This window comes from Marinibacterium profundimaris (assembly GCF_002210095.1).
GTDB lineage: Bacteria > Pseudomonadota > Alphaproteobacteria > Rhodobacterales > Rhodobacteraceae > Marinibacterium > Marinibacterium profundimaris.
Genome location: NZ_AQQR01000027.1, coordinates 1 through 12876, shown reverse-complemented (window position 1 = coordinate 12876; position 12876 = coordinate 1). Strand labels below are relative to the sequence as shown.

The 12876-nt window shown below is 60.8% G+C and carries 17 protein-coding genes and 1 pseudogene; 5 read left to right on the top strand and 13 right to left on the bottom strand.

Going from position 1 to position 12876, the window contains the following annotated elements:
* Genes ATO3_RS25895 through ATO3_RS25860 form a run of 8 tightly spaced genes read right to left on the bottom strand, consistent with a single transcriptional unit; the run spans position 1 to position 6117 of the window.
* Positions 1-798: a type IV secretion system protein gene (locus ATO3_RS25895; protein WP_057821019.1), complete on the bottom strand. Its 798-nt coding sequence runs from the start codon at positions 796-798 to the stop codon at positions 1-3.
* A complete protein-coding gene (locus ATO3_RS25890; RefSeq protein WP_057821020.1) occupies positions 795-1961 on the bottom strand; it encodes a lytic transglycosylase domain-containing protein in 1167 nt (388 codons plus the stop codon). The genes ATO3_RS25895 and ATO3_RS25890 overlap by 4 nt, the downstream gene beginning before the upstream one ends.
* Before the next feature lie 4 nt (positions 1962-1965).
* Entirely contained in the window at positions 1966-2181 is a 216-nt protein-coding gene (locus ATO3_RS25885; protein WP_057821022.1) for a hypothetical protein, read from the bottom strand.
* Positions 2178-4562, bottom strand: a complete 2385-nt coding sequence (locus tag ATO3_RS25880; protein WP_088652761.1) for a VirB4 family type IV secretion/conjugal transfer ATPase — start codon at positions 4560-4562, stop codon at positions 2178-2180. The genes ATO3_RS25885 and ATO3_RS25880 overlap by 4 nt, the downstream gene beginning before the upstream one ends.
* Positions 4552-4830: a type IV secretion system protein VirB3 gene (locus ATO3_RS25875; RefSeq protein ID WP_009574151.1), complete on the bottom strand. Its 279-nt coding sequence runs from the start codon at positions 4828-4830 to the stop codon at positions 4552-4554. Before ATO3_RS25875 ends, ATO3_RS25880 begins: the two co-directional genes overlap by 11 nt.
* 9 nt (positions 4831-4839) lie before the next feature.
* Positions 4840-5154 carry a TrbC/VirB2 family protein gene (locus tag ATO3_RS25870; protein ID WP_009574150.1) on the bottom strand — a complete coding sequence of 105 codons (315 nt, stop codon included), beginning with the start codon at positions 5152-5154 and terminating at the stop codon, positions 4840-4842.
* Positions 5151-5834 (bottom strand): lytic transglycosylase domain-containing protein, encoded by a 684-nt coding sequence (locus ATO3_RS25865; RefSeq protein ID WP_043872336.1) that lies wholly within the window; start codon positions 5832-5834, stop codon positions 5151-5153. Before ATO3_RS25865 ends, ATO3_RS25870 begins: the two co-directional genes overlap by 4 nt.
* Positions 5791-6117 carry a hypothetical protein gene (locus ATO3_RS25860; protein ID WP_010138156.1) on the bottom strand — a complete coding sequence of 109 codons (327 nt, stop codon included), beginning with the start codon at positions 6115-6117 and terminating at the stop codon, positions 5791-5793. The genes ATO3_RS25865 and ATO3_RS25860 overlap by 44 nt, the downstream gene beginning before the upstream one ends.
* A gap of 245 nt (positions 6118-6362) precedes the next feature.
* On the opposite strand from ATO3_RS25860, the gene ATO3_RS25855 reads away from it, so the two are divergent.
* Positions 6363-6590 carry a hypothetical protein gene (locus ATO3_RS25855; RefSeq protein ID WP_057821041.1) on the top strand — a complete coding sequence of 76 codons (228 nt, stop codon included), beginning with the start codon at positions 6363-6365 and terminating at the stop codon, positions 6588-6590.
* Positions 6591-6604: 14 nt separating this feature from the next.
* Here the strand turns inward: ATO3_RS25855 and ATO3_RS25850 are convergent, their stop codons facing one another.
* Positions 6605-6925: a type II toxin-antitoxin system RelE/ParE family toxin gene (locus ATO3_RS25850; protein ID WP_017468227.1), complete on the bottom strand. Its 321-nt coding sequence runs from the start codon at positions 6923-6925 to the stop codon at positions 6605-6607.
* Positions 6926-6930: 5 nt separating this feature from the next.
* On the bottom strand, positions 6931-7173 hold the full coding sequence (locus ATO3_RS25845; protein ID WP_008336111.1) for a type II toxin-antitoxin system ParD family antitoxin: 243 nt from the start codon (positions 7171-7173) through the stop codon (positions 6931-6933).
* Between the two features lie 473 nt (positions 7174-7646).
* On the opposite strand from ATO3_RS25845, the gene ATO3_RS25840 reads away from it, so the two are divergent.
* Both ATO3_RS25840 and ATO3_RS25835 read left to right on the top strand, forming a co-directional pair.
* Positions 7647-8300 (top strand): hypothetical protein, encoded by a 654-nt coding sequence (locus ATO3_RS25840; protein WP_233152324.1) that lies wholly within the window; start codon positions 7647-7649, stop codon positions 8298-8300.
* A gap of 236 nt (positions 8301-8536) precedes the next feature.
* Positions 8537-9379: a hypothetical protein gene (locus ATO3_RS25835; RefSeq protein WP_007803482.1), complete on the top strand. Its 843-nt coding sequence runs from the start codon at positions 8537-8539 to the stop codon at positions 9377-9379.
* 241 nt (positions 9380-9620) lie between these two features.
* On the opposite strand, the gene ATO3_RS25830 is transcribed toward ATO3_RS25835, so the two are convergent.
* The 3 genes from ATO3_RS25830 to ATO3_RS25820 all read right to left on the bottom strand — a co-directional run bounded on the left by ATO3_RS25830 (position 9621) and on the right by ATO3_RS25820 (position 11462).
* The gene (locus tag ATO3_RS25830) at positions 9621-10250 is read right to left on the bottom strand and encodes a transmembrane anchor protein (RefSeq protein ID WP_088652760.1); all 630 of its coding nucleotides are present in this window, start codon (positions 10248-10250) and stop codon (positions 9621-9623) included.
* 17 nt (positions 10251-10267) lie between these two features.
* A complete protein-coding gene (locus ATO3_RS25825) occupies positions 10268-10996 on the bottom strand; it encodes a HupE/UreJ family protein (RefSeq protein ID WP_088652759.1) in 729 nt (242 codons plus the stop codon).
* 61 nt (positions 10997-11057) lie between these two features.
* Positions 11058-11462 carry a hypothetical protein gene (locus ATO3_RS25820; RefSeq protein ID WP_233152323.1) on the bottom strand — a complete coding sequence of 135 codons (405 nt, stop codon included), beginning with the start codon at positions 11460-11462 and terminating at the stop codon, positions 11058-11060.
* 36 nt (positions 11463-11498) lie between these two features.
* Between ATO3_RS25820 and ATO3_RS25815 the strand changes: the two genes are divergently transcribed.
* Together ATO3_RS25815 and ATO3_RS25810 are read left to right on the top strand one after the other, a co-directional pair.
* Positions 11499-11759 carry a metal-sensing transcriptional repressor gene (locus ATO3_RS25815; RefSeq protein WP_088652757.1) on the top strand — a complete coding sequence of 87 codons (261 nt, stop codon included), beginning with the start codon at positions 11499-11501 and terminating at the stop codon, positions 11757-11759.
* A gap of 8 nt (positions 11760-11767) precedes the next feature.
* Positions 11768-12835: pseudogene (locus ATO3_RS25810) on the top strand (MFS transporter); the annotation flags it as partial.
* Positions 12836-12876: the final 41 nt, after the last annotated feature.

Sequence of the window (12876 nt, the reverse complement as noted above, 5' to 3'; positions counted from 1 at the left end):
TCATGGCTCAAGATCCGGCAAGGTGAAGTCCATGTAGCGGCGTTCTTCGGCAAGGGTGGCGGCATCAACCACGCCTGCATTGCCTGCGCCGAGGGTTTGGATCGCTTCCAACTCCCACATCCGGGTCATGGCGATGGCGAGTTCCGCCGTGACGCGCGTGTTATGATCCATCGAGGCTTTGAGATCCTCCATGTCCGGGATCATCTCGACCAGACGTTCCACTCGTTCGAGAGACTGTTCCGCCTCTGCGTGGCTGTTCTGCGCCGCCGCCGACATCACAGCACCTGTGGTTGCCCGGGTGGCCACGCCTTCAGCTCCCGGATTGCCGCTGGTGGCGATTTCGCGGAGAGAATCTTCGTCGAACCCTGCACTTGCCAGCGCCTGTTCAATCTGCGTGCGCATGGGCCCGGCATTGGGCCCGATGAGCGCGCTCCAATCGCCCGCCTGGATGCCTCGGATCAGGCCGGGGATGTCTTCGAAGTTGGCCTGAAGCAAGGTGTCGAGGTCCCCGCCCATGGCAAGCCCGAGGATGCTGCGCGGCCCGGTGAGCGAGGCATACATCTCGTTCAGCTGATCGAGCTGGCTTTGCAGCATGTTCAGTTGCTCCAACGCATTGTCCAGAAGATCGGTCTGGATCCCGAAATCCTGCAGCATCTGCTGAAGCTGGCGGATTTCCTGGGCAATGTTTTGGGTGTCCACCGTGGGCACACCCTGTGCCCCGGCAGGTCCGGTGACATTGAGGGCAAGTGCGAGAGCGATGCTACCGGCGAAAAGGGAACGGGGCAGGCGCAGGTTCAACGCAAATCCTCCTGACTAAAATCCATGTATTGCCGCTCGGCAGCTTGCGCTGCCGCCAAGGCGATCTGCTCGGCGCTGAGTGGCTCGGTTCGGGCGGCCTTAATCCGGGTCCGGATTGCAACCAGCCGGGCCAGTTCGGCCCGGGCATAGGTGTTGAGAGCGATGGCCTCGTGGAGATCCTCGGTCTCACCAATGCGGGTGATGATGTCCTGCACCCGCAGGGCGGCGGCACGGACCGAGACCAGCGAATAGTCGCCATAGACCCCTGCGCCGTGGGCCGAGAGGCTGAAACTCGCGTTGGCGAGGAGCACAGGGTCGATGGTGCCGAGCGCATCGATGCCGCCTACGGCCGCGAGGTAGCTGTTGTACTGCTGCGGGATCACCACGACATAGTGCTGGGTTTCCGCGAAGGGCGGCACACCGCCATAATCCTGCACATTGCCCGGACCGGCGTTATAGGCGGCGAGCGCATGGATGATGTTGCCGTCGAACATGTTCAGCATTTGTGCGAGGTATCGCGCACCGCCGGTGACCTGCAGATAGGGATCGTCGTAATAGGCCGGGTAGATCCCGAGATCGCCCGCGGTACCGGGCATGATCTGGGTAAGTCCGAAGGCCCCCACGGGTGAGCGTGCCCCAATCTGGAAACGACTTTCCTGCCAGATCAGCGCCTGCAAAAGGCAGCGCCATTGCACGAGCGAAAGGCCCGCACGGCCGACCCCGGACAGACTATGGGTGTCGCGTGCTGCGCGGATGATCAGCTCCTCGATCCCCTCCCGGGCATCGCCGAACATCCGCGCCGCCGCTGGATTGGTGTCCTCGGGTGCATAAAGACTGGCGGCCGCGCTTTCGACGTCGTCAACCGCCCCCTGCCCCGCCTCGAGCCCGGCCACGGTGCCGGCCACATCTCCAGCGCCAAGCGACATGGCATCCATCAGCCCTTCGAGGGAGGCGAGTTGCTGACGCTCGATCTCGGCCAGTTCCTCCTCGCGGCTTAGCCGGTCCTGCTGCAGTGTCAGGTCCCGATCGGTCTGCTCGAGGATCGCCTGCCGCTCTGCGAACAGGCGCAGATCGAAGGTTGGCACGCCCTGGGCGACCGCCGGCCCCGCCGCGGGAACTGCCAGTGCAAAGCCGATCATCGAGAGAGGAAGCCAGGTCCGCATTGGCTCAACTGCCCGCACCCAAGAGGACGAAATCGCAGGCCGTGTCGCGGCGCGTGACTTCCGCCCCCATGGTCGAGATCGTGGCGGTGGCGGTTCTTGCCTGCGCAGGAGCCTCGCGAAAATTAAAGCAGTTGGCTTGCGGGGGGTTATGCTGTGCACAGGCTGTCAGGGTCAGGCCGAGCCCTAGCAGCACGACGCTGCGAATGATGGTACTGGTCATGTCACTCTCCAGAAATCAGGACGTTCGCGATAATCGGCGCCGGCAAGCGCTTCGCCCTTCTCCATTCCGCCAAGGATGGTCACGAGCGGGCCGAGCGCGCTGAGATCGGCATCGATCACGACGGAACCACGGTCGTCGCGTACAAGTGCGAGCCGCGAGGCCGAGCCGACGCCCAGAAGCACGTCGAGCTCTTTCTCGGTCAGGCCGAGCATCGAGTAATCTGCAGCCGAGGCGCGAATGTTGGGCAAAAGCACCTGCGTCGGCACGGCTTCGACGATGGTCTTGCCGGTCCGGGTGCGTTCGAGCTGACTGGCATATTGGGTCATCATGACGACGACGGCGTTCTGCTTGCGGGCAGTCACCAGCCAGTTCGAGAGCCGTTCTGCGAAATAAGCGTTGTCGAGCGCCTTCCATGCCTCGTCGATGACGATGATCGTGGGCTTGCGGTCCTCGATCACGCGCTCGACCCGGCGGAAAAGATAGGACAGGACCGCCATGCGTTCCCGCTCGCTCTCGGAGTCGAGGATGCCGGTCAGATCGAAGCCTGCGACATCGCCGTCAATGCTGAAGCTGTCCTCGGCATTGGCCCCGAAGATCCAGCCATAGCGGCCCTCGGCCGTCCACTCCTGCATACGCTCGAAGAGATCGCCCTCGTCATCGGTCGAGACCAGCAGCGAGGCGAAATCCGACCAGTTTCGCAGGCCCGCATGTCCTGCGCTCGCGTTCTGGCGCACGACTTCCTGCAGTCGGTTGGTCTGAATCGGAGTTAGCGGTCGATCGCGCCGCTCTAAGAGGCTCGCGAGCCAATCAGCAAGCCATGCTTGGCCCCGCATGTCGATCTCGGTCTGGAGCGGATTGAGGCCCGTGGGCCGTCCGGCACGTATCGTCGAATAGCTGCCGCCGAGCGCACGGACGGCCATCTCCATGCCCGCGCGATAGTCGAAGACGAAGACCCGCGCACCTGCCCGCCGTGCCATGGTCATCAGGAAAGCCGCCAGTACGGATTTACCGGAGCCGGGGCGGCCCAGGATCAGCGTGTGCCCACCTGTGGGCTCGCGATCCGGCGCGCCCTGTTCGTGGAAGTTGAAGCGAAAACCACTGCGCTCGGGCGTCGGGAAGAGTGTGATGGGCACGCCCCACGGCACTTCCTTGCCAGTCTTGCCGAGCGGGGTGCGGTGAAAGGCGGCGAGATCGGTGAAGTTGTGGTTTGTGATCGCTGCCTTGCGGCTTCGCGCCCCGGTATTGCCGGGATGCTGCGCCATGAAATGCGCCCGCGCCCCGAAGGCCTCCGAGATCAGGTTGATGCCGGAGGTGGCGGAGATGTTGCGGATTTCGGCCGCGATGTCGTCAAGCGCCGTCTGGGTTCGGGCATAGACGGCCACGGTCATGTGGTGCTCGCCGAAGATCAGGCGTTTGGATTCCAGATCGTCCTGCGCGAGTTCCAGTTCCTGGGCGAGACTGACGGCTCCGTCATTGGCGGCCTGCATTAGCCGCAGCTGCCGCTTGATCCGGCCCGCCATGATGTTGGCGTTGATCGGCACAAAAGAGTGTGTGACCACCATGTCGACGGGCAGATTCAACTCGTCGAGCATCAGGCTATCTGTCTTGGCGGGGTAGTTCTTCACCGCAAAGATCGCCCCGAGCTTGTCGCTGACGGCACCGTCCGAGAGTGCGATGGTCGTGCCGCGGAAGGTGACGCGGGTATTTGCTACGTCCTCGGCGATCACACCGTGGCGCGACCGGGGGAAGAGCGGGTGCTCCTCGCCCGTGTTGAGTGAACCGAGGAAGCCCAGAAGCTCTCCGGTGCTTGCAGCCAGCAGGCGGGGCTTCAGCTCATCGAAGGAGGACAGCAGAAACCCCACAACCTCGTCGAGCTTGCGCAAGCGGCGGGTGGTGTCGGCCGCGTGTCGCGAGCGAGACGCCCCAAGTCCGAACGGCAAGCGGCTGCCGGTCTCAGGTCGCCTCAGCACCGTCAGGGTCAGCGTCTTGTCGCGCAAACCCGCGCGGCCGAGATGCGCGTGCCATCGTTCGTCGACGGCAGCCGCAAACCCTTCGCCCGGAACGGGCGGCAGGGTCACATCGACCGCTTTCGAGACCTTGTGCAGGTAGAATGAGAACTCGGTCCCGACCTGCGCCACGATGCCAGCCAGCAACCCCCCGATCCGGTCCAGATGCCCGTCCTCGCTCGTGGTGCTGTTCACCCCTTCGAGGCGGATGCACTGCATCAGCTCGTTGCCGCGTGTCCGGATCGTTCGGTCGTTTACGAGGCTCACATAAGGCAGCATCATTGAGAGCCGCTTCTCGCCCTTGACCCATGAGGGTAGCGCAGTCAGCGGATCGAGCGCCTCCGCCACGTCATTGGCAAGTCCATCACGGGGCATAGCTGTCGCCTCCGTGCAGCTTGCGGTTCGTCGTGGGCGGGGTTTCCTGCAAGGTGATCACCAGGACATCGAGGAAGTTCGGATCCCAGTCCGCGGCTTTCCAAAGCGCCGGCCAGGCCAGCCCCGCGAAGACGGCCACCACCCAGCTCTGCACCCAGAGGAACAGGAGAGTAGAGCCGAAGAGCCAGACCATGGCATACATGATCGGCAAGCCCATCAGCTTGGGTGGCCTGAGAAGGCCGATGAACACGCGGGACTGGTCAGCCATGGATGGAGCTCAGGTCGTCCAGATGGCGGCGACGATGGTGGGTGCTGCGGCGATGCCCGCGATTGCAACCACGACCCAGAGGGCCTGACGGAAGTCGAGGATGCCAAAGAGCCAGGAAAGGAACACCCCGATCAGCGCGAGCGTTCCGATCACGATCCCCAAGGGACCGGTGATCGCATCGACAATTCCTTGAAGCAGGGTCTGCACCGGCGAGAGGTCGATGCTCTGCGCAAGCGCTGGACCCGCCAGCACGATAAGGGCCATCGCGCCGAACGCGGTGATCGCCCGCGTGCGGAGCACGCTTTGACGTTTCCTCGATGTCATGAAAGATCTCCTCTGAGCCGCTCAAACACGGCGGTCACACGGGCCACATGCCCTTGGGTTTCGCGAAATGGGGGGATGCCGCCGTGGCGTGTGACCGCCTCCGGACCAGCGTTGTAGGCCGCAAGGGCCAGAGAGCCCTCGCCGAACTGGTCGAGCATCATCAGCAGGTAGCGAGCTGATCCGTCGAGGTTCTGCGCAATGTCATGTGGGTCCACGCCGAGATCGCGGGCGGTATCCGGCATAAGCTGTCCGAGGCCTATAGCCCCGACAGGGCTACGTGCTGCGGGATTGTATGCGCTCTCGACTTCGATATTGGCCCGGTAAAGGAGCGCCCAATCAGTGACGGAAAGTCCTGCGCGACGCAGCGCACCATGCCCGGCATACCGTAGAGCCGTAGTCTCGATCGCATGGAGGATTTCTGGGGTGGCGCGGGCGGCAGATCGAGCCGGGATCGCTGTCTCGCTCGTTGCGTCAGGGACGCGAGGTTCTGCGAAGAGAAAAAGGCGCCCGTTTGCCTCTTGAGAAGAGGAAATCAATTGGCCGTCAGGACCAACCGAGAAGATGAAACCGTCGGCCAGGGCCGGGGGCGCGGAACAAACGCCTGTACCCAAAGCAACGACGAGCGCAGTCGCGCGGTCAGCTGCCTTTGACCGGAGGCGCGGCGTGGCGCTCGCGGCCACCTTCTTCAAGTGGGATGCTAGCGGTCGTACAGCCCATGTCGGCCAGGAAACTGACAAGGCCAACGATGGTTTTGAAGTCGCGGAGCTTGAGGACGCTTCGGCTGGTGACGAGCATCTTATCGTCACGCCCATCAGTGGCGACGGCGCGGATGACCCACGAGCCGTACCAGCTGTTATGGCGCTTCTCTGCTCTCTCCTTGCAGACCACCTCAATGAGGTAGCCCTCGGCGAGCAAGCCGCGCAGTCCGTCTTCTGTAACCACATTCGGGGCTTCTTCTATCATGGCCTTCCCTTGGGTCCTTGTTCTGCCTGGGTGCAGTATCAGGCCCACGGGGTCGCAACACCGTGAGCGATACAAAACAACATTAATGATAGCAAGACAATAATAACGTGTTGACGAAGTTCGCCTTGCTCCGATAACGGTGATAGCCGACAGAATGATAATCTTAAAGGCGGCAAAGGAGTTTTGCCCTGCGGTTGTTTATTGCGCGCAACGCACCGTTGCTGTTCGCGTTCCTGCTTGGAAGCATGCCGATAGCCGCGGCAGCAGATTGCGTACCTCCCGAACGACCGTTCTTGCCTCAGTCGCGAGAAGACATTCGTGCCTATGCCGATCTGCTGCGTTCTGATTTCGAGGACTACATTGCCGACATTCAGGAATACTTCCGCTGTCTTGATGCCGAGCGCCAACGGGCGTTTCAGGAGGCGCGCGAGGTCAGTGAAGACTATGGAAAACTGATCGAGCTATTGGACTGAGCAACCGCATGGGCTTAACCGCCGTCGAGATCCTCGTAGTAGACGAGTGCGGGCATGTTGCGGCGCTGATGCACGATGCGCAGGATGACTGCCGCGCCATCCGCCGCATCGAGCCGCTTGTAGAAGATCACGTGTCGCTGGCAATTGACGGACCGCATCCCCGGGACAAAGAGACTCCTGTCCCGGCCCGCGTCGGGATCCCCAGTGATCCGCTCGAAGGCGGTGACCAACTGGCGGTAATAGACGAGCCATTGGTCCCTGCCCCATGTTTCGACGGTGTAGGTGCGTATCTCTTCAAGGTCGGACTTGGCCTGTCCGGAAAGCCGAATCGTCATTCGGGTCAGCGATCAAACGCATCCGGTTCGAAGGCTTGGGCATCGAACTCGGCGAAATCCCCATTCTCGGCCAGGGTGGCTGCCATCTCGAGATCGGCCTTGAGGGCATAGAACTGCCGCGCGCCATCCTTCTCCATCAGCATCCTTACGCCGGCGCGCACGACTTCGCTCAGATTGGCGTAGGCGCCGGACTCGATCTGCGCCTGCACATATTTCTGCATCGGTTCGGTCAGGTGGACGTTTGGCATCAGACTCTCCTATCCATGCTCAATCGTATCAGATACTGCCATAAGTCTTCAAGCGCATGTTCGATCCCAACATAGGCCACAACACAGGATCGTTGCTCCACCCGCCCTTCCGTTCCCGGATTCCAGCCGGAGAACCGGGCTCGACAGTTTTCCGACACTGCCCTTCCCGGGACCATGGGCGCTGCGACACGCCGTTTGACGGGCTCATGCGGTCTGTTCTTCCGTGACCGGTTTCGTGGCCGTATTGGAACGCCATATTTTCTTTTTGTAACAGTTGTTTGTTTGGCAATGGACGTGAAAGGAGGCCGCAATTTTGGCCGCTTCCAGGACGCCTCAAGAGCTCAAACCGTCATCAGATCTTGGAAGCCGTCACGCGACACAAGCGAACAATCGCAAGTCGCCATCAATCAAATCGCCTTGCTATCGGTAATGTTGTTTCGTATCGCTGCACCATTATAGATGGAGTCGGCATCATGAAGCACGTGATCCACGGCGTGGCAACAGCCACGGCAATAAGCATATCCGGACTAATGGCCTCGTCAGGTCCGGCTCAGGCCTATCAAGTGGACTGTGCGATCCTCCTGTGCCTTGCGGGCGGCTGGCCTGCCTCCGCGCCCTGCGCCCATGCCAGAGCGGTCTTTATTCGGCGGATCACGCCATGGCCGATCGAGCCGCCCCTACAAATCTGGCGGTGTCCGATGGGTGTGTCGTTCAACGAACCAAGTCCGTTGTCGCCTATGGAACGCCTTTATGACATCACGTTTCGCGATCCGCCCGAACCGCAGGTATCGACTCCGATACCCCTTGTTCGCGTCCAGGCGGATGAACAAGCCGACATCGACATCTCAGGCGACGCCTTTGATTTCGTGCGCAGCATTCGCGTCTATCACATTCAGTGCCGCCAGCATGAAAACCGAGATGGCGACTGCAATCGCACCGATTCCACGCGATTGGGGTCCTACGGAGTGCAGGGCGACTACCGATGGACAAGATCCAACGTGGGCCAAGTGCCGGCTGCATCTGGCCTGAGCATCCCGAATGGATGCGGCAGCTACTTCTACCGCTCCGTCTTCGTCGACTGGCGTGATCACGCCGGGAACTATGGTTCTGAAGAAGTTCGCTACTGACAAAATCTGCACGCGGTCTTGCCGCGCGCGTCATCACAACCCCGCACGAAAGGCTGTGCAAAGCCCCCAAAAAGGAGACGACGCCAGACCGTGAAGCCTGACGCCGTGCTAGAAAACTCCGTGAACAAGAGTTTCCTAGCGCACCGCCAAAACACCTGCAACCAGCAAAGTTGTTTTGCTGGCAAGAATGTTGTTGTCTCACGACATGGCGTCGGATCTCCAAGGAGACCTCGACCATGGAACCTACGACCGGCCTGATCCTGCGACGGATCACGCAGACAAATCTCTCTGTTGCAGCGCACAAGCTTGCCACCCTCATCCTCGATGCCATCGCCTGGAAGGATGGCTACAACGGTTTGTCGCGCGGAACGGCAGCCTTCACCCTCTCTGCCCTGGCAGAGAGGATGGGTGTCTCACGACAATATCTTTCGGTTCTTTTGAGCGAACTTGAGACGTCGGAGTTGCAGCTCGAGCGGGCGAAGCCGAATGGCAAGTTCGCGCCCTGGATCTTTCGGTTTTCCGCCTTCGACGAGGAGAGTGAAACCCATGATCTCGTGTCAGGTGAAGGTGACACATCACTATCTAGAGATAATAATAACAAAACTATCTTCGCAGGACTGATCGACATCACAGCGAGTTCGAATGTTTTTCAGACCAGTTGGGCAGAGCTCATCAAAGCAGCGAAGGCCACGTTGCCCTGCTGGAACGTCGACACCCAGGTCATTTGGGACCGCTTCCTCGCCTTCAATCGGTCCCGAGGCAACGGCAGGGTGCCGGCCGGCTTCCTGCTTGGCTTCATGCGCCGATGGCGGAATTCGTCGGGGACTCGGCCTCGTCCCGAGGTGAAACCATCGCAGAAGCGGGTAGCAGACCCCAAAGAGCGCGAATTGCTGAGACAGATGCAAGCCGCCCCGACTGCGAACCGCCAGTTCCACGCGTCCGACCTGTGTCGTTTGATCGGTCACGCTGCCTACGAAGCGCGCGTACTGGATGTAATCCGCAAGTTTGGGTGCCAGAGGTTTTCAGCAACCTTGGCGGTGCACGGACGAGCGGTGTTAGCAGGGGAAATTTCCAGGTAGGTTCGCTTGCCAAGCTTTGGAGCCGAGAAACACGGCGCGATTCAATATCCGATAGTGAAGTTTATGTAATTTTTTTCCACAAGGGTTACGGCGTGTGGGTAAGATGGCCTGTGGCGTTTCCAGCGGCGGCTAGGAGGCGCCTACGTGGCCGCCGCAAGTGCCAGTTTTCTAATCATTTTAGGGTCCTTCTCTGGTTGAAGTGAAGATAACGGAGCCCTCAAAGGGCTCCGTTATCAAGTTGTCAACTGGCGTCTTTGAACTCGGCGTATTCGCCGCGTACTTGAACGGTCACGGTGGCGGTCTCGCTGTCGCGATTGCGCCAGAACCAGCCGTGTTCGCCGTCGAATGCAGCGACGATCTCGCCTTCGTCGCCCATCGATCCGCGACCCTTTTCGTAGGTCACCGAATTACCCCCACCATGGCCGTGCAGGTCGAAGTTGACGCGCCCGCCCTCGACCAGCATCCGGTATTCTGCGGTCTGGCCCTCGGTCATAACGAGCTTCCACTCGGCGGAGTCTCCGGGAGCCAGGGTGAAGGTGGTCTCGTCGCGCCAGACCTCCGCTTCCTGAGCGTGGGCCGCCCCGACGAACAGGCCGAACATGCCGTCTAGGAAGCTGGACTGGTCGCCGCCAGTGGCCTCCAGTTCCAGCAATCGGTCGGCCTCCGCCTCTTCGGAGAGTTGGGTCTTGATTTCACCCATCTCTGCCAGACCGAGTACGCCGCCAATCCCGGTCGGGTCGATGTTGTATTCGGCGGGAAGCACGACAGTCACGAGGATCGCAACGGCGCTGGCCGCAGCGATAACGGTGGAACGGATGAGCTGCGCGGAACTTGGCAGCTCATCGAGGCTCGGTTTTTCTGCGTTGAACATTTGGGTCTCCTAAATTCTCAGGCGGCTACGAAGTAGCCAGTGATTTGCAGGCCCATGAGGATGAATCCCATGGACATCATGACGACGTTGGCGGCGTAGGCCTGCCGGAAGAAATTCGGGGATTTCCGCCAGTAACCCATGACAATGAGGATCACGGCAAGTGCCATCAACTGGCCCAGCTCCACGCCTACATTGAACGCCAGGAGATTGGCCAGCAGCCCATCCGACGCGATCTCGTAGTCGAGTATCTTGGTGGCCAGACCCGTGCCGTGGAAAAAGCCGAAGATCAGCGTCGCGGCCTTAGTGTTCGGCTGCACCCCGAACCAGCGCTGGTAGGCACCCAGATTGTCGAGCGCCTTGTAAACGACCGAGAGGCCGATGATCGCGTCGATGATATAGGCGTTGATGCCCCAGCCGAACCAGACTCCTGCCAGCATCGTGGTCGAGTGCCCGATGGCGAAGAGGCTGACATAGATGCCGACGTCCTTCATCTTGTAGAGAAAGAAGACGACGCCGAGCAGGAACAGGATGTGATCGTAGCCCGTCACCATGTGTTTGGCACCGAGATACATGAAGGGGATGATGTTCACCCCCCAGATTTCCTGGATGTAACCCGCGTCGCCTTCGGTGACATTGTGAGCAAGCGCATTGCCCGCACTCAGAATGAGTGACGACAGCGTGATTAAGGACAGGATTACGATCCGGCCCATGCCGGGATCGGTCCAGCCCCGATGGACTATAGTCATGGATTGAACTCCGTATTCTTGTCTGATGGTTGGTTGAAACGCGCGAGTGGCGCGCGACCAATCAGACGCGCGGAGGTCGTTCGATCAGGAATAAGCGTCGGGGGTTGGCGGCGGCTGCATTCAGCCGCCATGCGGTCTTGTAAATTTCCATGGGCAGCGGCGACAGATCGGGGCCAGGCACAACCGCCTGACTGTGATCGTGATCAACACTGTCGTGGCTGTGTCCGTGCATGGCCCAAGCCAGGTCTTCTTCCAGACCGTGCGAATGCCCGTGCTCGGCAATCATCTCAGCGTGCTCCTGAAGCACATCAATGATTGCGGGCGCATGTGAGGTTGTGGGCATGACCGACCAGACGAGCACGGCCGCGCATAGAAGTGTCGCGAACGCGGTCTTTCCGATTGTCTGTAAAGTTGTCATCAGCTTTGCCTGCCCGCTCGTCTTTGGCGTGATGCGTCGTGGCACCATCTTGTTCAATCCCCCCAGGGAGGATAAGTCGTTGATATGACAAATCCCCCTGTCCATGCAAGTCATCCCGCCCTCATCGCACGGCTGAAACGCGCTGACGGTCACCTGTGTGCTGTGATCGAGATGATCGAGGCGGGCAAGCCATGCCTTGAGATCGCCCAACAGATGCAGGCGGTTGAGAAAGCGATCACCAATGCCAAGCGGGCGTTGATCCACGACCATATGGACCATTGCCTAGACGCTGAAAGCTCCGAAGCCGATCGTGCCGAATTGCGGGCGATCACCCGATATCTCTGAGGCCCGCCATGCTCGATATCCTCTCTGACCGCACCTACCGCCATCTGTTTCTGGCGCAGGTCGTGGCGCTTTTGGGAACTGGACTCGCAACGGTCGCGCTTGGGCTTTTGGCATTCGACCTCGCGGGCGACGGGGCGGCGATTGTGCTCGGCACAGTTTTTACCATCAAGATGGTAGCCTACGTGGGCATTGCGCCGATTGCAGGGGCGTTCGCCGACCGGGTGCCGCGTCGCGCGTTTCTTGTGACGCTTGATCTTGTGCGCGCGGGCGTGGCGCTGGCCCTGCCTTTTGTGACTGAGGTCTGGCAGGTCTACGTACTGATCTTCCTGTTGCAATCGGCCTCCGCTGCCTTCACGCCGACCTTTCAGGCGACGATCCCGGACGTTCTGCCCGAAGAGGAACGCTATACCCGCGCGTTGTCTTTGTCGCGGCTGGCCTACGATCTGGAAAACATCGTCAGTCCAACGCTGGCGGCACTTTTGGTTGCGATGATGTCCTACAATTCGCTTTTCCTCGGCACAGTAGTAGGGTTTACCGCCTCGGCCCTTCTGGTCGTTTCGGTGCTACTGCCCAATCCTAAGCCCTCCAAACCACGCGGCATCTATGACCGGACCACACGCGGCATCCGCATCTATCTGGCCACGCCCCGCCTGCGCGGGTTGCTGGCGCTGAACCTTGCGGCAGCGGCGGCCGGGGCAATGGTGCTGGTCAATACCGTCATTTTGGTGCGCGGATCGCTCGGCCTGTCGGAAAGCGCGCTGGCCTGGACGATGTTCGCCTTCGGCGCTGGCTCCATGACGGCCGCACTGCTCCTTCCGCGCGTAGTGGATGCGCTGCCAGACCGGCCCGTAATGTTCGGCGGTGCTGCCCTGATGGTGGCGACATTGCTGGGACTGGGGGTAACAGTGCTGACCGCCGGCCTTGGTTGGTTCATCCTTTTGGGGGCCTGGCTGCTGGTAGGTCTGGGATATTCCGCCGTTCTCACCCCGTCTGGCCGGTTACTACGCCGGTCCGCCCATGCCGGGGATCGCCCCGCTCTGTTCGCGGCGCAATTCGCGCTGTCGCACGCTTGCTGGGGTAATCCCCCCCGATCTTAGTGGGATGCGGAAGTAGAATT